Origin of the sequence: Streptomyces sp. NPDC021020, from assembly GCF_044333285.1 — a bacterium.
In the GTDB taxonomy this organism is placed as follows: domain Bacteria; phylum Actinomycetota; class Actinomycetes; order Streptomycetales; family Streptomycetaceae; genus Actinacidiphila.
The window spans coordinates 591,825-609,117 of record NZ_JBIRQQ010000004.1; the positions used below are offsets into that span (position 1 = coordinate 591,825).

Annotated in this window: 13 protein-coding genes; 12 read left to right on the forward strand and 1 reads right to left on the reverse strand. The window is 71.8% G+C overall.

The window, feature by feature from the left end; all coding sequences use genetic code 11:
• Positions 1 to 28 precede the first annotated feature (28 nt).
• From ACH4SL_RS14320 to serA, 4 genes are all read left to right on the forward strand, one after another.
• Entirely contained in the window at positions 29 to 1,903 is a 1,875-nt protein-coding gene (locus ACH4SL_RS14320) for an acetolactate synthase large subunit (RefSeq protein WP_398444995.1), read from the forward strand.
• 35 nt (positions 1,904 to 1,938) lie between these two features.
• Positions 1,939 to 2,466 carry an acetolactate synthase small subunit gene (ilvN, locus tag ACH4SL_RS14325; RefSeq protein WP_398444998.1) on the forward strand — a complete coding sequence of 176 codons (528 nt, stop codon included), beginning with the start codon at positions 1,939 to 1,941 and terminating at the stop codon, positions 2,464 to 2,466.
• 110 nt (positions 2,467 to 2,576) lie between these two features.
• On the forward strand, positions 2,577 to 3,575 hold the full coding sequence (gene ilvC, locus ACH4SL_RS14330) for a ketol-acid reductoisomerase (protein ID WP_398445000.1): 999 nt from the start codon (positions 2,577 to 2,579) through the stop codon (positions 3,573 to 3,575).
• Between the two features lie 307 nt (positions 3,576 to 3,882).
• Positions 3,883 to 5,475 (forward strand): phosphoglycerate dehydrogenase, encoded by a 1,593-nt coding sequence (gene serA, locus ACH4SL_RS14335; RefSeq protein WP_398445002.1) that lies wholly within the window; start codon positions 3,883 to 3,885, stop codon positions 5,473 to 5,475.
• Positions 5,476 to 5,541: 66 nt separating this feature from the next.
• Here the strand turns inward: serA and ACH4SL_RS14340 are convergent, their stop codons facing one another.
• Entirely contained in the window at positions 5,542 to 6,726 is a 1,185-nt protein-coding gene (locus ACH4SL_RS14340; protein WP_398445004.1) for a PucR family transcriptional regulator, read from the reverse strand.
• Positions 6,727 to 6,862: 136 nt separating this feature from the next.
• On the opposite strand from ACH4SL_RS14340, the gene ACH4SL_RS14345 reads away from it, so the two are divergent.
• The 8 genes from ACH4SL_RS14345 (at position 6,863) to ACH4SL_RS14380 (ending at position 17,228) form a co-directional block, all read left to right on the forward strand.
• Entirely contained in the window at positions 6,863 to 7,798 is a 936-nt protein-coding gene (locus ACH4SL_RS14345) for a proline dehydrogenase family protein (protein ID WP_398445006.1), read from the forward strand.
• A 29-nt stretch (positions 7,799 to 7,827) separates the two neighbouring features.
• Positions 7,828 to 9,459, forward strand: coding sequence for an L-glutamate gamma-semialdehyde dehydrogenase (gene pruA / locus ACH4SL_RS14350; protein ID WP_398445008.1), 1,632 nt, complete (start codon positions 7,828 to 7,830; stop codon positions 9,457 to 9,459).
• A 533-nt stretch (positions 9,460 to 9,992) separates the two neighbouring features.
• Positions 9,993 to 11,036 (forward strand): 3-isopropylmalate dehydrogenase, encoded by a 1,044-nt coding sequence (locus ACH4SL_RS14355; RefSeq protein ID WP_398445010.1) that lies wholly within the window; start codon positions 9,993 to 9,995, stop codon positions 11,034 to 11,036.
• 154 nt (positions 11,037 to 11,190) lie between these two features.
• Positions 11,191 to 12,279: a branched-chain amino acid aminotransferase gene (locus ACH4SL_RS14360; protein WP_398445012.1), complete on the forward strand. Its 1,089-nt coding sequence runs from the start codon at positions 11,191 to 11,193 to the stop codon at positions 12,277 to 12,279.
• A 487-nt stretch (positions 12,280 to 12,766) separates the two neighbouring features.
• Complete coding sequence (gene cimA, locus ACH4SL_RS14365) at positions 12,767 to 14,377, forward strand: citramalate synthase (RefSeq protein ID WP_398445014.1); 1,611 nt, start codon at positions 12,767 to 12,769, stop codon at positions 14,375 to 14,377.
• 191 nt (positions 14,378 to 14,568) lie between these two features.
• Positions 14,569 to 15,078, forward strand: coding sequence for a hypothetical protein (locus tag ACH4SL_RS14370; RefSeq protein ID WP_398445017.1), 510 nt, complete (start codon positions 14,569 to 14,571; stop codon positions 15,076 to 15,078).
• Positions 15,079 to 15,285: 207 nt separating this feature from the next.
• A complete protein-coding gene (locus ACH4SL_RS14375) occupies positions 15,286 to 16,344 on the forward strand; it encodes an HpcH/HpaI aldolase/citrate lyase family protein (protein WP_398445020.1) in 1,059 nt (352 codons plus the stop codon).
• Positions 16,344 to 17,228: an HpcH/HpaI aldolase/citrate lyase family protein gene (locus ACH4SL_RS14380; protein ID WP_398445022.1), complete on the forward strand. Its 885-nt coding sequence runs from the start codon at positions 16,344 to 16,346 to the stop codon at positions 17,226 to 17,228. Before ACH4SL_RS14375 ends, ACH4SL_RS14380 begins: the two co-directional genes overlap by 1 nt.
• Positions 17,229 to 17,293: the final 65 nt, after the last annotated feature.

The following is a 17,293-nucleotide window of genomic DNA, read 5'->3' on the forward strand; positions in this document are numbered from 1 at the left end:
CCCTCATCTTCGAGAGAAGAGAACGCAGATGACCGAGCAGGCCACCGGGTCCCACCATCCGCAGCCGCGGACCCGCACCGCGGTTCCCGCCGCCGCCACCGCCGAGCGCATGACGGGTGCGCAGGCGCTCATCCGCTCCCTCGAGGCCGTAGGCGTCGACACGGTGTTCGGCATCCCGGGCGGCGCGATCCTGCCGGCGTACGACCCGCTGATGGACTCCTCCAAGGTCCGCCACGTCCTGGTCCGGCACGAGCAGGGCGCGGGGCACGCGGCCACCGGTTACGCGCAGGCCACCGGCCGGGTCGGGGTGTGCATGGCGACCTCCGGACCGGGCGCGACCAACCTGGTCACGCCGATCGCCGACGCGCACATGGACTCGGTGCCGATCGTCGCCATCACCGGCCAGGTCGCGTCGAAGTCCATCGGCACCGACGCCTTCCAGGAAGCGGACATCTGCGGCATCACCATGCCGGTCACCAAGCACAACTTCCTGGTGACCGACCCCGCCGACATCCCGCACACCATCGCCGAGGCCTTCCACATCGCCTCCACCGGCCGCCCCGGCCCGGTCCTGGTCGACATCGCCAAGGACGCGCTGCAGAACCAGACGACCTTCTCCTGGCCGCCGCAGCAGGACCTGCCCGGCTACCGCCCGGTGACCAAGCCGCACGCCAAGCAGATCCGCGAGGCCGCCCGGCTGATCAACGAGTCCCGCCGCCCGGTCCTCTACGTCGGCGGCGGCGTGATCAAGGCGCACGCGACCGCGGAGCTGAAGATCCTCGCCGAGCTGACCGGCGCCCCGGTCACCACGACCCTGATGGCGCTCGGCGCCTTCCCCGACAGCCACCCGCAGCACGTCGGCATGCCCGGTATGCACGGCGACGTCTCGGCGGTCACCGCGCTGCAGAAGTCGGACCTGATCGTCGCGCTCGGCGCCCGCTTCGACGACCGCGTCACCGGCCGGCTGGACACCTTCGCGCCCAACGCCAAGGTCGTGCACGCCGACATCGACCCGGCCGAGATCTCCAAGAACCGGACCGCCGACGTGCCGATCGTCGGCGACGCCCGCGAGGTGCTGGCCGACCTGATCGTGGCCGTCCAGGCCGAGCACGAGTCCGGCCACAAGGGCGACTACTCGGAGTGGTGGAACCACCTGAACTTCTGGCGCAACACCTACCCGCTCGGCTACGACGTCCCCGCGGACGGCAGCCTCGCCCCGCAGCAGGTCATCGAGCGGATCGGGCAGCTCGCCCCGGAGGGCACCCTCTTCGCCGCGGGTGTCGGCCAGCACCAGATGTGGGCCGCGCAGTTCATCAAGTACGAGCAGCCGGGCACCTGGTTCAACTCCGGCGGCGCCGGCACCATGGGCTACGCCGTGCCCGCCGCGATGGGTGCCAAGGCCGGCCGGCCGGACGCCACGGTGTGGGCGATCGACGGCGACGGCTGCTTCCAGATGACCAACCAGGAACTGGTCACCTGCGCGCTCAACGGCATCCCGATCAAGGTCGCCGTCATCAACAACGGCGCGCTGGGCATGGTCCGCCAATGGCAGAACCTCTTCTACGGCGAGCGGTTCTCCAACACCGTGCTGCACTCCGGCGCGGAGAACGTCCCCGGCTCCACCCAGGGCGTCGGCTCCATCACCAACCGCGGCACCCGCGTCCCGGACTTCGTGAAGCTGGCCGACGCGATGGGCTGCGTGGGCCTGCGCTGCGAGTCCGCCGACGACCTCGACAAGGTCATCGCCGAGGCCAACGCCATCAACGACCGGCCCGTCGTCGTCGACTTCATCGTCCACGAGGACGCCATGGTCTGGCCCATGGTCGCGGCCGGCACCTCCAACGACGAGATCATGGCCGCCCGGGACGTCCGCCCGGACTTCAGCGACGACCTCGACGACTGACCGCGCGGAAGAGCGAGAGAAGGAAGCACGAAGATATGTCCAAGCACACGCTCTCCGTCCTGGTGGAGAACAAGCCGGGCGTCCTGGCCAGGATCACCGCGCTGTTCTCCCGCCGCGGCTTCAACATCGACTCCCTCGCCGTCGGCACCACCGAGCACCCGGACATCTCCCGGATCACCATCGTCGTCAACGTCATCGACGAACTGCCGCTGGAGCAGGTCACCAAGCAGCTCAACAAGCTGGTCAACGTGCTGAAGATCGTCGAGCTGGACCCGGCCGCGGCGGTCGCACGCGAACTCGTCCTGGTGAAGGTGCGCGCCGACAACGAGACGCGCTCCCAGGTCGTCGAGATCGTCCAGCTCTTCCGCGCCAAGACCGTGGACGTCTCGCCCGAGGCGGTCACCGTCGAGGCCACCGGATCCGCCGACAAGCTGGAGGCCATGCTCAAGATGCTGGAGCCGTTCGGCATCAAGGAGCTGGTCCAGTCCGGCACCATCGCCATCGGGCGCGGGGCCCGGTCCATCACCGACCGCTCGCTCCGCGCGCTGGACCGCTCGGCATGACGCCGTAGGTCCCGCCCGCGCTCGCCGATCCGCATGGCGAGACCCGAAAACCCGTATCCGCCCGCCCGACGTACGGTGGGCCGCACAACCCGAAACAAGGAGAACCCCAAGTGGCCGAGCTGTTCTACGACGACGACGCCGACCTGTCCATCATCCAGGGCCGCAAGGTCGCGGTCATCGGCTACGGCAGCCAGGGCCACGCCCACGCGCTGTCGCTGCGCGACTCGGGTGTGGACGTGCGCGTCGGCCTGCACGAGGGCTCCAAGTCGAAGACGGTTGCCGAGGAGCAGGGCCTGAAGGTGCTGCCGGTCGCCGAGGCCGCCGCCGAGGCCGACGTCATCATGATCCTGGTGCCGGACCCGATCCAGGCCAAGGTCTACGAGGAGTCCATCAAGGACAACCTCAAGGACGGCGACGCCCTCTTCTTCGGCCACGGCCTCAACATCCGCTACGGCTTCATCAAGCCGCCGGCCGGTGTCGACGTGTGCATGGTCGCCCCCAAGGGCCCGGGCCACCTGGTGCGCCGCCAGTACGAGGAGGGCCGCGGCGTCCCGTGCATCGCGGCCGTCGAGCAGGACGCGACCGGCAAGGGCTTCGCGCTCGCGCTGTCGTACGCCAAGGGCATCGGCGGCACCCGCGCCGGCGTCATCAAGACCACCTTCACCGAGGAGACCGAGACCGACCTCTTCGGCGAGCAGGCGGTGCTGTGCGGCGGCACCTCCGCGCTGGTCAAGGCGGGCTTCGAGACCCTGGTCGAGGCCGGCTACCAGCCGGAGATCGCGTACTTCGAGTGCCTGCACGAGCTCAAGCTCATCGTGGACCTGATGTACGAGGGCGGCCTGGAGAAGATGCGCTGGTCGGTCTCCGAGACCGCCGAGTGGGGCGACTACGTCACCGGCCCGCGCATCATCACCGACGCCACCAAGGCGGAGATGAAGAAGATCCTCGGCGAGATCCAGGACGGCACCTTCGCCAACAACTGGATCGCCGAGTACAACGCCGGCCTGCCGAAGTACAACGAGTACAAGAAGGCCGACGGTGACCACCTGCTGGAGACCACCGGCCGCAAGCTGCGCAAGCTCATGAGCTGGGTGGACGACGAGGCGTAAGGCCTCCCGCGCGGCCCCCGCGCCGCGCACCCGGGTTGCGTCGCTTTGTGGCGTCCGCACGGTGCCGTGTGCACCGTGCACCGGTGGCTGACCGCCATCTGGTACGCACTTTGTACGAAGCGACGCAACCCCTCCGGGTGATCCTTCCATTTCGGCGAAGGCGCGGATTCGCCCCGCCGATACACTGCTCTGACAAGCGCGTTCAGGCTCACAGCGTCGTGCGTCTTCCACGCGGCAAGCCCCCCGAAACCTCCCTGGTAGCGGTCGTACGGGACTCGGCCGCCCACGAAGGACAAGTGAGGACCACGTGAGCCAGAAGCCTGTCGTACTCATCGCAGAAGAGCTGTCGCCGGCCACGGTGGACGCGCTCGGGCCGGACTTCGAGATCCGGCACTGCAACGGTGCCGACCGAGCCGAACTGCTTCCCGCCATCGCCGACGTGGACGCGATCCTGATCCGCAGCGCCACCAAGGTGGACGCCGAGGCCATCGCCGCCGCCCGCAAACTCCGGGTCGTCGCCCGGGCCGGCGTCGGTCTGGACAACGTCGACGTCGCCGCCGCCACCAAAGCCGGCGTGATGGTCGTCAACGCGCCGACCTCCAACATCGTGACCGCCGCCGAGCTGGCCTGCGGCCTGCTGGTCGCCACCGCCCGCAACATCGCGCCGGCCAACGCCGCGCTGAAGAACGGCGAGTGGAAGCGCAACAAGTACACCGGCGTCGAGCTGAGCGAGAAGACCCTCGGCGTGGTCGGCCTCGGCCGCATCGGCGTCCTGGTGGCCCAGCGCATGTCGGCCTTCGGGATGAACGTCGTCGCGTACGACCCCTACGTGCAGCCCGCGCGCGCCGCCCAGATGGGTGTCAAGCTGCTGACGCTGGACGAGCTGCTGGAGCAGTCCGACTTCATCACCGTGCACCTGCCCAAGACGCCGGAGACCCTGGGCCTCATCGGCGACGAGGCGCTGCACAAGGTCAAGCCCTCGGTGCGGATCGTCAACGCCGCCCGCGGCGGCATCGTCGACGAGGAGGCGCTGGCCTCGGCGCTCAAGGAGGGCCGGGTCGCGGGCGCGGGCCTGGACGTCTTCGCCAAGGAGCCGTGCACCGACTCGCCGCTCTTCCAGTTCGACAACGTCGTGGCCACCCCGCACCTGGGCGCGTCCACCGACGAGGCGCAGGAGAAGGCCGGTATCGCCGTCGCGAAGTCGGTGCGCCTGGCGCTCGCCGGCGAGCTGGTCCCGGACGCGGTCAACGTCCAGGGCGGTGTCATCGCCGAGGACGTCAAGCCCGCGCTGCCGCTGGCCGAGAAGCTCGGCCGGATCTTCACCGCGCTGGCCGGCGAGGTCGCCGCCCGGCTCGACGTCGAGGTCTACGGCGAGGTCACCCAGCACGACGTGAAGATCCTCGAACTGAGCGCGCTCAAGGGCGTCTTCGAGGACGTCGTCGCCGAGACCGTGAGCTACGTCAACGCGCCGCTGTTCGCGCAGGAGCGCGGCGTCGAGGTGCGGCTGACCACCAGCTCGGAGTCGCCCAACCACCGCAACGTGGTGACGGTGCGCGGCACGCTCGCCGACGGCACCGCGGTCGCGGTGTCCGGCACGCTGGCCGGTCCCAAGCACCTGCAGAAGATCGTCGCGGTCGACGACAACGACGTGGACCTCGCGCTCGCCGACCACATGGCCTTCCTGCGCTACACCGACCGCCCCGGCGTCGTCGGCACCATCGGCCGCATCCTCGGCGAGGTCGGCGTCAACATCGCCGGCATGCAGGTCGCCCGCTCGACGGCCGGCGGCGACGCGCTGGTGGCCCTCACCGTCGACTCGACGATCCCGGCGGGCGTGCTCACCGACATCGCGAGCGAGATCGGCGCCACCTCGGCCCGCGCGGTCAACCTGACCGACTGAGCCCCCGACGCGACACCGGCGCCGCCCCCTCCCGCCGAGGGGGCGGCGCCGGCGCGTTTCCCGGCGTCAGAGCCGGGCGGCCTTGAGGGCCATGTGCAGCAGCAGCCGGGCCTCGCCGTCGGCGAGGTCGAGACCGGTGAGCTGCTCGATCCGGGAGAGCCGGTAGTACAGCGTCTGCCGGTGGATGGCCAGCGCCGTGGCCGTGCGCCCGGCCTGGCCCGCGTGGTCGAGGAAGACCTCGGCGGTGTACGCCAGCTCGTGGTGGTCGTCGGTGAGCAGCGGCGCGACCGCGGGGTCCGGCGGCGCCCCGGAGGGCAGCGCGGTCAGCAGCCGGTAGGGGCCCAGTGTCGACCACTTCGCGATCGGCCCCAGCTCGGCCTGCGCGTGCGCGGCCCGCGCCGCCGACGTGGCCTCGCGCCAGGCCGCGGGCAGCTCGCCGAGGGTGCCGCGCGCCGCCCCGATCCCGGCGACTGCGCCCGGCGAGCCCACCGCGTCCAGCAGCCGGGCCGCGGCCGTACGGGCCGGGCCCAGCACCTGCCGGGAGCGCAGCCGCACCAGCAGCGCGACCAGCTCGCCGCGCCCCCGCTCCGGCACCCGGGCCAGCGCCGCGCCCGCGGGGACGGTCCGCAGCCCCGGCAGCGGACCCGGCGACTCCCCGGCGGGCGCGCGTACGCACACCAGCGCGTGCGGCTCGTCCGCGTCGCGGTCCAGGGCCAGCCGCAGCGCGTCCTCGGCGGTGTCCCGCTCGGCGCGGCCGGCGGCGGTCAGCAGCCCGCGCAGCGCCCGCCCGGTCTCCGCCCCGGCCAGCGACATCGCGGCGAGCCGCTCGCCGATCCGGCCGGCCACCGCCATCGCGGCCGACAGCTGCGCGGGGGAGTGCTCGGCCTCGTCCAGCAGCCACACGTAGCCGTAGACGAAGCCGGAGTGCCGCACCGGCAGGCACAGCCGCCCGCGCACCACGCCCGCGTCGGGGGCGGCGGGGATCCGGACCGGTCCCGAGGCGCGCGCGATGCCGTACCGCTCGAACCAGGCGCGGACCTCCGCGGTGGAGTGCCGGGTGAGGATGGAGCGGGTGCGGACCGGGTCGAGCGCCGCGGCGTCCTCGCTGTCGTGCACCCCGAAGGCGATCAGCCGGAAATCCCGGTCCTCCAGCGTGGCGGGGGCGCCGAGCAGCGCCGACACCTCGTCGACCAGGTCCTGGAGATCGCTGTGGTCCCCGTACTCAGCTCGCACCCGGCCATTGTCCCTCATACATCTGTATGAGGGACGGCGGGGCGATGCGTGACAGGTGTCGATGGTCCGGTCCGGGGGAGAAGCCTAGATTCACGGTGTCGGAGCCTGTCCGCCGACGATTCCGCCGTTTCGGCCGTGTTCTGGAGGAGACCTCGTGTTCGGTCCCGTGTTGCTCGCCGCCTCGCGCAGCGACCGTATGCGCCGCGTCGTCGCCGCCGCGCCCGTCACCCGCCCGGTGGTGAACCGGTTCGTCGCCGGTGACGCCCTGCACCCCGCCCTCGACACCGTCCGCGCCCTCACCGCGAGCGGCCTCGAGGTCACCCTCGACCACCTCGGTGAGGACGTCACCGACAAGGCCACCGCCACCGCGACCCGCGACGCCTACCTGCGGCTGCTGGAGACGCTGCGCGACGAGCGGCTCGGCGACCGCGCCGAGGTGTCGGTCAAGCTCTCCGCCTTCGGCCAAGCGCTCCCCGGCGGCGGGCACGACATCGCGCTGGAGAACGTCCGGGCGGTCGCCGAGCTGGCCTCCGAGTCCGGCACCACGGTGACGCTCGACATGGAGGACCACACCACCGTGGACTCCACGCTCGCCATCCTCGCCGAGCTGCGCAAGGAGCACCCCGGCACCGGCGCGGTCCTCCAGTCGTACCTCTTCCGCACCGAGGAGGACGCCCGCGCGCTCGCCGTCGCCGGCTCCCGGGTGCGGCTCGTCAAGGGCGCCTACAAGGAGCCCGCCCACGTCGCCTTCCAGAGCAAGCGGGACGTCGACAAGGCCTACGTGCGCGCGCTGCGCACGCTCTTCGCCGGCGACGGCTACCCGATGGTCGGCTCGCACGACCCGCGCATGATCGCCATCGCCCAGGAGTTCGCCGCCCGCTACGGCCGCACCGCCGGAACGTACGAATTCCAGATGCTCTACGGCATCCGCACCGCCGAGCAGCGGCGGCTCGCGGACGAAGGCGAGCGTATGCGGATCTACGTGCCGTACGGCGCAGACTGGTACGGCTACTTCATGCGCCGCCTCGCCGAGCGCCCCGCCAACCTGGCCTTCTTCCTGCGCTCCTTCGCCCCCGCCGCCGGCCGCTGACGGCCCGACCCCCCGAGGAGACATCCCCCATGGACGCCGTGACCCAGGTCCCCGCCCCGGTCAACGAGCCGGTGCACACCTACGCCCCCGGCAGCCCCGAGCGGGCCCGGCTGGAGGCCAAGCTCAAGGAGCTGGCCGCGCACCCCGTCGAGCTGCCGATGACCATCGGCGGCGCCGAGCGGATGGGCGGCGGCGAGCGCTTCGACGTCGTCCAGCCGCACAACCACGGCCAGGTGCTGGGCACCTACGCCAACGCCACCGAGGCCGACGCGCGCGACGCGATCGACGCCGCGCTGGCCGCCGCCCCGGCCTGGCGGGCGCTGCCCTTCGACGAGCGCGCCGCGGTCTTCCTGCGCGCCGCCGAGCTGATGTCCGGGCCGTGGCGCGAGACGCTGGTGGCCTCCACCATGCTCGGCCAGTCCAAGACCGTGCAGCAGGCCGAGATCGACAGCCCCTGCGAGCTGGTCGACTTCTGGCGCTTCAACGTCCACTACGCCCGGCAGATCCTCGCCGAGCAGCCGGTCGCCAACGCGCCCGGCGTGTGGAACCGCCTGGACCACCGCCCGCTGGAGGGCTTCGTCTACGCGATCACGCCCTTCAACTTCACCGCCATCGCCGGCAACCTGCCCACCGCGCCCGCCCTCATGGGCAACGTCGTGGTGTGGAAGCCCTCGCCCACCCAGACCCACTCGGCCGTGCAGGTCATGCGGGTGCTGCGGGAGGCGGGCCTGCCCGACGGCGTCATCAACCTGGTGACCGGCGACGGCCTGGCCGTCTCCGAGGCCGCGCTGCCGCACCCGATGCTGGCCGGCATCCACTTCACCGGCTCCACCCCGACCTTCCAGCACCTGTGGCGCACGGTCGGCGAGAACATCGGGCGCTACCGCTCCTACCCGCGGATCGTCGGCGAGACCGGCGGCAAGGACTTCCTGGTCGCCCACCCCTCGGCCGACCCGGCGGTGCTCAAGACCGCGCTGACCCGCGGCGCCTTCGAATACCAGGGCCAGAAGTGCTCGGCGACCTCGCGCGCCTACATCCCGCGCTCGATCTGGGAGTCCGGCTTCAAGGAGGACTTCGCGGCCGAGGTCGACGGCATCACGATGGGCGACGTGACCGACCTGTCCAACTTCGTCGGCGCCCTCATCGACGAGCGGGCCTTCGCCAAGAACAAGGCCGCCATCGACCGCGCCAAGGCCGACCCGACGGTCGAGGTCGTCGCGGGCGGCACGTACGACGACTCGGTGGGCTGGTTCGTCCGCCCGACCGTGCTCGCCTGCACCGACCCGGACAACGAGGTCTTCACCCAGGAGTACTTCGGTCCGGTGCTGGGCGTCCACGTCTACGAGGACGACGCGTACGAGGCGATGCTGGACCAGATGGAGTCGGTCGCGGACTACGCGCTGACCGGGTCGGTCGTCGCACGGGACCGGGCCGCGGTGACGTACACGATGGAGCGGCTGCGGGACGCGGCGGGCAACTTCTACGTCAACGACAAGTCGACCGGTGCGGTCGTCGGCCAGCAGCCCTTCGGCGGCGGCCGGGCGTCGGGCACCAACGACAAGGCGGGCGCCGCGCAGAACCTGATGCGCTGGACGTCCACCCGGGCCATCAAGGAGACCCTGGTGCCGCCCACCGACTACCGCTACCCGCACATGGGCTGACCTGCGGCGCCGCAGGGGCGCCCGGAGGGACGATCACCCGTTCGCGACCGCAGGTGTCCGCGAACGGGTGATCGTCCGTCTCAGATAGTAGGAAGTCCGAGTAATTGTGGCGACAGGACGAGCGGGCTGCCCTAGCTTTGTAGAAGTCGAACGTCTCGCCCATCCGGCGAGCGGCGGACGCGCGTCCAGCAGGCCTCCCGAGCGGGTCACCCCCGCGGCCGGACCCCCGCCCCGTTCTGCTCCCTCCACGGCAGTCCCCGCGGTACCTCCGCCCGTTCTCCCGGCTTGCCCCGCTTTCCTCCAGGAGTTGATCCCTCATGGACGACACCGCCCGCCAGAACGCCCTGCGCGCCCTCCAGCGCAGCCTGGACCGCCGTGACAACGGCGGCAGCACCGGCCACGAGAGCCACTGAGCCCGCCCGCTCCCACGCCCCCTGCCACGACCTCGCGCCCCTGACCGGGCCGTCGGCGGCCGATGTCCGGCATGCGGACATCGGATGTCACCGGCTGGGATGGGGAGTACGGTGCCGGACATGTCTCGAAGCCTCAGCCTCGCAGTGATCCCCGGTGACGGAATCGGCCAGGAAGTGGTCGCCGAGGGCCTCAAGGTCCTCTCCGCCGTCCTTCCCTCCGGCACCAAGCTGGAGACGAAGGAGTTCGACTTCGGCGCCAAGCGCTACCACGCCACCGGGCAGACCCTCACCGACGAGGACCTGGAGCAGCTCAAGCAGCACGACGCGATCCTGCTGGGCGCCATCGGCGACCCGTCCGTGCCCTCGGGCGTGCTGGAGCGCGGCTTCCTGCTCAAGCTGCGCTTCGCCTTCGACCACCATGTGAACCTGCGCCCGAGCAAGCTCTACCCGGGCGTCGGCACCCCCCTCGCGGGCAGCCCGCAGATCGACTTCGTCGTCGTCCGCGAGGGCACCGAGGGCCCCTACACCGGCAACGGCGGGGCGATCCGGGTCGGCACCCCGCAGGAGGTCGCCACCGAGGTCAGCCTCAACACCGCCTTCGGCATCGAGCGCGTGGTGCGCGACGCGTACGCCCGCGCGCAGGCCCGCCCGCGCAAGAAGCTCACGCTGGTGCACAAGAACAACGTGCTGGTGCACGCCGGCCACCTGTGGACCCGGATCTTCGAGCAGGTCGGCCGCGAATTCCCCGAGGTCAGCACCGACTACCTGCATGTCGACGCCGCGACCATCTTCCTGGTCACCCAGCCCGAGCGGTTCGACGTCATCGTCACCGACAACCTCTTCGGCGACATCATCACCGACCTCGCCGCGGCCGTCTCCGGCGGCATCGGCGTCGCCGCGAGCGGCAACATCAACCCCGGCCGCGAATTCCCGTCGATGTTCGAGCCGGTCCACGGCTCGGCCCCGGACATCGCCGGCCAGTCCAAGGCCGACCCGACCGCGACCGTGCTGTCCGTGGCGCTGCTGCTGCGCCACCTCGGCTACGACGCGGAGGCCGACCGCATCGACACCGCGGTCCAGGCCGACCTCGCCGAGCGCACCGGCGGGCCCGCCCGGTCCACCGTCGAGATCGGCGACGCGCTGGCCGCCCGGGTTTCCGGCTGACCGCGCACCAGAGGTAGGTACCCGGCCCCGCCACTGCGATAATCGGAGGCGGGGCCGCGTTACGGCCTAAAACTTGGACGTCCTAGCACTCGGGGCGCCACAGGTGGCAGCGGGACACGGCAGCAGAACACGACGCACCTGAAGGACACACACCATGACGACGCCCACGATCGAGCTGAAGCCGTCCGCCCACCCGCTGCCCGTCGCCCAGCGCGACGCGATCCTGGCCGACCCCGGTTTCGGACGCCACTTCACCGACCACATGGTCACCATCAAGTGGACCGCGGGCCGCGGCTGGCACGACGCGCAGCTCGTGCCGTACGCGCCGCTGTCGATCGAGCCCGCGAACATGACGCTGCACTACGCGCAGACCATCTTCGAGGGCCTCAAGGCCTACCGGCAGCCCGACGGGTCCGTCGCCACCTTCCGCCCCGAGGCCAACGCGGAGCGCTTCCAGGCCTCGGCCCGCCGCCTCGCGATGCCCGAGCTGCCGGTCGAGACCTTCATCGAGGCCTGCGACGTGCTCGTCCGGCAGGACCGCGGCTGGGTCCCCAGCGCCGGTGAGGCCTCGCTCTACCTGCGGCCCTTCATGTTCGCCACCGAGGTCGGCCTCGGGGTGCGGCCGGCCGACGAGTACCTCTTCGTCGTCATCGCCTCCCCGGCCGGCGCGTACTTCTCCGGCGGTGTCCAGCCCGTCTCCGTGTGGCTCTCCGAGGAGTACGTCCGCGCCGCCCCCGGCGGCACCGGCGCCGCCAAGACCGGCGGCAACTACGCGGCCTCCCTCGTCGCCCAGGCCCAGGCCATCGAGCACGGCTGCGACCAGGTCGTGTGGCTCGACGCGATCGAGCGCCGCTGGATCGAGGAGATGGGCGGCATGAACCTGTACTTCGTGTACGGCAACCGCATCGTCACCCCCGAGCTGAGCGGCTCCCTGCTCCCCGGCATCACCCGCGACTCGCTGCTGCGCATCGCCGCGGACCTCGGCTACGAGGTGGCCGAGGGCCGCATCAGCGTCGACGACTGGCGCGCCCACACGGAGGACGGCACCCTCACGGAGGTCTTCGCCTGCGGCACGGCCGCGGTCATCACCCCGGTCGGCTCCGTGAAGTCCACCCGGGCGAACTGGCTGGTCGCCGACGGCACCCCGGGCGAGGTCACGATGCGGCTGCGTGCCGCGCTCCTCGACATCCAGACCGGCCAGGCGCCGGACCCCCACGCCTGGATGCACCCGCTCGGCGCGTGAGCGCTTGACGGTGCCCCCTGCTGCGCAGGGCGAGCGTTTTTAGGGGCGCGGGGAACTGCGCGGCCAGCCACGACGTGCCGTCACGTCGTCACCGGCCCGAAGGGGCAGTTCGGTTCGTACCGGACCACCGGCCGGTGGGTGGTTGCTCGCGCAGTTCCCCGCGCCCCTGTAGGGCTCCGCTCGTATCGTGAGACCCCTGCGGCGGGAGCGGCGAAGTGTGCAACACTGACCGCGTGCATCTCGCCGTCATTATTGGCAGCAAGCACGCCGGTCCGCAGTGACGTTGCCCTGACCCCAGTGGAACGCCACCGTGTCCCAGACCCGCGTGCAGACCTCTCGCATCCGCGAGAGGTTTTTTCGTTTCCGGACCACCCGCGCCGGAGGCGGAAACGCACGGGGGATGATGGGGGCAAGTGGAGCTGGATCCGCCCGAGGCCGGAGCCTCGGGCGGTAACCCACTCACCACCCGACAGGAGTTACTCAAGCCATGACTGCCGCACCGCACGACAGCTTCCACGTGTTCGACACCACGCTGCGCGACGGAGCCCAGCGTGAGGGGATCAACCTCACCGTCGCCGACAAGCTGACGATCGCCCGGCACCTGGACGACTTCGGGGTGGGGTTCATCGAGGGCGGCTGGCCCGGGGCGAACCCACGGGACACCGAGTTCTTCGCACGCGCCGCCCAGGAACTGGACCTCAAACACGCCACCCTCGTGGCGTTCGGCGCGACCCGCAGGGCGGGCGGCAAGGCCGCGGACGACCCGCAGGTCAAGGCGCTGCTCGACTCGGGGGCGCCGGTGATCACACTGGTCGCCAAGTCGCACGACCGGCACGTCGAACTGGCGCTGCGCACCACGCTGGACGAGAACCTGGCGATGGTCGCCGACACCGTCTCGTACCTGGTGGCCCAGGGCCGGCGGGTGTTCGTGGACTGCGAGCACTTCTTCGACGGCTACCGCGCCAACGCCGAGTACGCCACCGCGGTCGTACGGGCCGCGCACGAGGCGGGCGCCGCCGTGGTGGTGCTGTGCGACACCAACGGCGGGATGCTGCCCGCGCAGGTGCAGGCCGTGACGGGCCTGGTGCTCGCCGACACCGGCGCGCGGCTCGGCATCCACGCGCAGGACGACAGCGGCTGCGCGGTCGCCAACACGCTGGCCGCGGTCGACGCCGGCGCCTCGCACGTGCAGTGCACCGTCAACGGCTACGGCGAGCGGGTCGGCAACGCCAACCTCTTCCCGGTCGTCGCCGCGCTGGAGCTCAAGCACGGCCGCCGGGTGCTGCCCGAGGGCGCGCTCGCGAAGATGACGAGCATCTCGCACGCCGTCGCCGAGACCGTCAACCTGCCGCCGTCCACGCACCAGCCCTACGTCGGGGTGTCGGCCTTCGCGCACAAGGCGGGCCTGCACGCCTCGGCGATCAAGGTGGACCCGGACCTCTACCAGCACATCGACCCCGAGCTGGTCGGCAACACCATGCGGATGCTGGTGTCCGACATGGCCGGCCGCGCCTCGATCGAGCTCAAGGGCCGCGAGCTGGGCATCGACCTCGGCGAGGACCGCGAGCTGGTCGGCCGGGTGGTGGCCCGCGTCAAGGAGCGCGAGCTGCAGGGCTACACGTACGAGGCGGCGGACGCGTCCTTCGCGCTGCTGCTGCGCGGCGAGCTGGACCGCGACACCGACGGCGGCCCGCGGCGCTTCTTCCGTACCGAGTCCTGGCGGGTCATCACCGAGGACCGCCCCGACGGCGTGCACGCCAACGAGGCGACGGTCAAGCTGTGGGCCAAGGGGGAGCGGATCGTCGCGACCGCCGAGGGCAACGGCCCGGTCAACGCGCTGGACCGGGCGCTGCTGAACGCGCTGGAGCGGATCTACCCCAAGCTCGCCGACTTCTCGCTCGTCGACTACAAGGTCCGCATCCTGGAAGGCACCCGCGGCACCGACTCCACGACCCGGGTGCTGATCACCACCACCGACGGCGAGTCCGAGTGGTCCTCGGTCGGTGTCGCGGACAACGTCATCGCCGCGAGCTGGCAGGCGCTGGACGACGCCTACGCCTACGGGCTGCTGCGGGCGGGCCTCGAACCGCAGGAGTGACCACCGCGTACGGCAGCCCGGTGCCCGGCGGGAATCCCCCGCCGGGCATCCGGTGACGACGGCGGGCACCCAGTAACGACATGTTCACTTCAAAGGTCTGGCGACGCGCGTAGACCTCGGGCACACTCCTCCTGCGCCACCCGCACCACTTCGACGCACTTCCATCCCAGCCGAACCAGCAGGAGGAACGTATGCGACTGCGTGCCCGTACCGCGCTGAGCACCCTCACCCTCGTCGCCACCGCGCTCTTCGCCCCCGGCGTCGGCGTGGCCGCGTCCACCGACGCCTTCGCGGCCACCAAGCTCACCCACGCCCAGGCCACGGCCATGTTCTCGGCCGCCGGCATCACCTGGTCCTCGTCCGGCGGCTGCTCCAACCGCAACGTGTCGACCTGCACCTCCTTCGACCAGCTCAACCAGGCCACCGCCCAGGGCGCCGTCACCCTCAAGCACGCGAGCGGCTGCGCCATCAACATCACCGGCGGCACCGAGACCGGCCACGCCAGCGGCACCTACTCGCACTGGAACGGCTACAAGCTCGACTACGGCAAGAACACCTGCCTGACCAACTACGTGCACAACGCCTTCAGCTACATCGGCCTGCGCGGCGACGGCTACCCGCAGTGGCAGGCCGCCTCCGGCAACATCTACGCCGACGAGGGCACCCACTGGGACGCCCTGTACTACAGCTGCGGCTGCTGACGGCGGCGGGGCGGGCCGCCGGGTGCACCGCCCGGCGGCCCGCCCCGCGCGCGTCAGTGCCCGGTGGGGACGGGGTGAGCGCGCACCATGGGGGTCGGCGGACCTGACGTCCGGTGACCAACAGCACACATACTGACGGGTAACCTCCGCGGCCCGGCGGCCATAGGGTGAGCGGCGAACCCTCGACCCGACCCACCGGGAGAACGCATGCGCTCGGCGAAGGACTTCTTCCGCCCGCTGGCCGTGGGGGCGCCGGCCCCGCTGCGCGAGGTGCCGCTGCGGCCCTCGCGGATGATCCACTTCTTCGACCCCGGCAACGAGAAGATGGCGGCCAAGGTGCCCGCCCTCGCCGCGCGGGCGGACGTCCTGCTCGGCAATCTGGAGGACGCCGTCCCCGCCGACCGCAAGGAGGCCGCCCGTGCGGGGCTGGTCTCCGTCGCCCGGCAGGCCGACCTCGGCGGCACCCAGCTGTGGACCCGCGTCAACAGCCTGGACTCGCCCTGGGCGCTGGACGACCTGGTCACCCTGGTCACCGAGATCGGCGACCGGCTCGACGTGGTGATGGTGCCCAAGGTGGAGGGCGCCCAGGACATCCACTACGTGGACCGGCTGCTCGCCCAGCTGGAGGCGCGCGCGGGCCTGGACCGGCCGCTGCTGGTGCACGCGATCCTGGAGACCGCCGCCGGCGTCGCCAACGTCGAGGAGATCGCCGGCGCGAGCCCCCGTATGCAGGGCATCTCGCTCGGCCCCGCCGACCTGGCCGCGAGCCGCCGGATGAAGACCACCCGGGTCGGCGGCGGCCACCCCGGCTACCTCGTCCGCGAGGATCCGCAAGGGGACGCCCCCCGCGTCACCTACCAGCAGGACCTGTGGCACTACACCATCGCCCGCATGGTGGACGCCTGCGCCGCGCACGGCATCCTGCCCTACTACGGCCCCTTCGGCGACATCCAGGACCTCACCGCGTGCGAGGACCAGTTCCGCAACGCCTTCCTGCTCGGCTGCGTCGGCGCCTGGACGCTGCACCCGGTGCAGATCGACGTCGCCAAGCGGGTCTTCTCACCCGCCCCGGCCGACGTCGCCTGGGCCCGGCGGGTGATCGACGCGATGGGCGACGGCACCGGCGCCGTCATGATCGACGGCAAGATGCAGGACGACGCCACCTACAAGCAGTGCCGCGTCGTCGCCGAACTCGCCGACGCGCTCGCCGCGCGCGACCCCGAGCTGGCCGCGTCCTACGCGGCCGCCGAGAAAGCCGGTCTGTGATGACAGCACCCGTCCCCGCCGCGGCCCCGCGCCCCCGCCGCTCCGTCCTGTACATGCCTGGCGCCAACGAGCGCGCCCTGGACAAGGCCCGCACCCTGCCCGCCGACGCGCTGATCCTCGACCTGGAGGACTCCGTCGCCCCCGACGCCAAGCCCGCCGCCCGCGAGCGGGTCGCCGCCGCCGTCGCGGCCGGCGGCTTCGGCCACCGCGAGGTCACCGTACGGGTCAACGCGCCCGGCACCCCGTGGCACGCCGACGACCTGCGGGCCGCCGCCGAGGCCGGGCCGGACGCCGTCGTGGTGCCCAAGGTCGACGACCCCGGCACCGTACGCGCCGTGGCCGCCGCGCTGGAGGCGGCCGGCGCCCCGGACCGCACCGCGGTGTGGGCGATGGTCGAGACCCCGGTGGCGATGTTCGCCGCCCGCGCGGTCGCCGCCGCCTCCGAGCGGCTGACCGTGCTGGTCATGGGCACCAACGACCTGGCCAAGGAGCTGCGCGCCGAGCACGTCCCGGGCCGCGCCCCGCTGCTCGGGGCACTCTCCCTCGCGCTGCTCGCGGCCCGCGCCGAGGGCAAGGCCATCTTGGACGGTGTCTACAACGACGTCACGGATCTGCCCGGATTCGAAGCGGAAACCCTCCAAGCCCGCCAGTTCGGCTTCGACGGCAAGACCCTCATCCACCCGAAGCAGATCGAGCCCTGCAACCGGATCTTCGCGCCCGCCGACGAGGACGTGGAAAGGGCCCGGCGTATCGTCGAGGCCTTCGATCAGGCCACGTCACAGGGCCGCGGGGTGGTCACCGTGGACGGCAGGATGATCGAGAACCTGCATGTCGACCAGGCCCGCCGGCTGCTCGCGCTGGCCGCCGCCGTCGAGGGCCGCTGACCCGTACGGGCCGGTAGGCCCGAGCGGGGCCCGCGTGATCCGCGGGCCCCGCGGCTCCCGGCGGA

Coding starts and splice junctions, on each gene's coding strand:
- ACH4SL_RS14320 (WP_398444995.1), top strand. CDS start 29: ATGACCGAGCAGGCCACCGGGTCCCACCATCCGCAGCCGCGGACCCGC.
- ilvN (WP_398444998.1), top strand. CDS start 1,939: ATGTCCAAGCACACGCTCTCCGTCCTGGTGGAGAACAAGCCGGGCGTC.
- ACH4SL_RS14340 (WP_398445004.1), bottom strand. CDS start 6,726: ATGAGGGACAATGGCCGGGTGCGAGCTGAGTACGGGGACCACAGCGAT.
- pruA (WP_398445008.1), top strand. CDS start 7,828: ATGGACGCCGTGACCCAGGTCCCCGCCCCGGTCAACGAGCCGGTGCAC.
- ACH4SL_RS14355 (WP_398445010.1), top strand. CDS start 9,993: ATGTCTCGAAGCCTCAGCCTCGCAGTGATCCCCGGTGACGGAATCGGC.
- ACH4SL_RS14360 (WP_398445012.1), top strand. CDS start 11,191: ATGACGACGCCCACGATCGAGCTGAAGCCGTCCGCCCACCCGCTGCCC.
- cimA (WP_398445014.1), top strand. CDS start 12,767: ATGACTGCCGCACCGCACGACAGCTTCCACGTGTTCGACACCACGCTG.
- ACH4SL_RS14370 (WP_398445017.1), top strand. CDS start 14,569: ATGCGACTGCGTGCCCGTACCGCGCTGAGCACCCTCACCCTCGTCGCC.
- ACH4SL_RS14375 (WP_398445020.1), top strand. CDS start 15,286: ATGCGCTCGGCGAAGGACTTCTTCCGCCCGCTGGCCGTGGGGGCGCCG.
- ACH4SL_RS14380 (WP_398445022.1), top strand. CDS start 16,344: ATGACAGCACCCGTCCCCGCCGCGGCCCCGCGCCCCCGCCGCTCCGTC.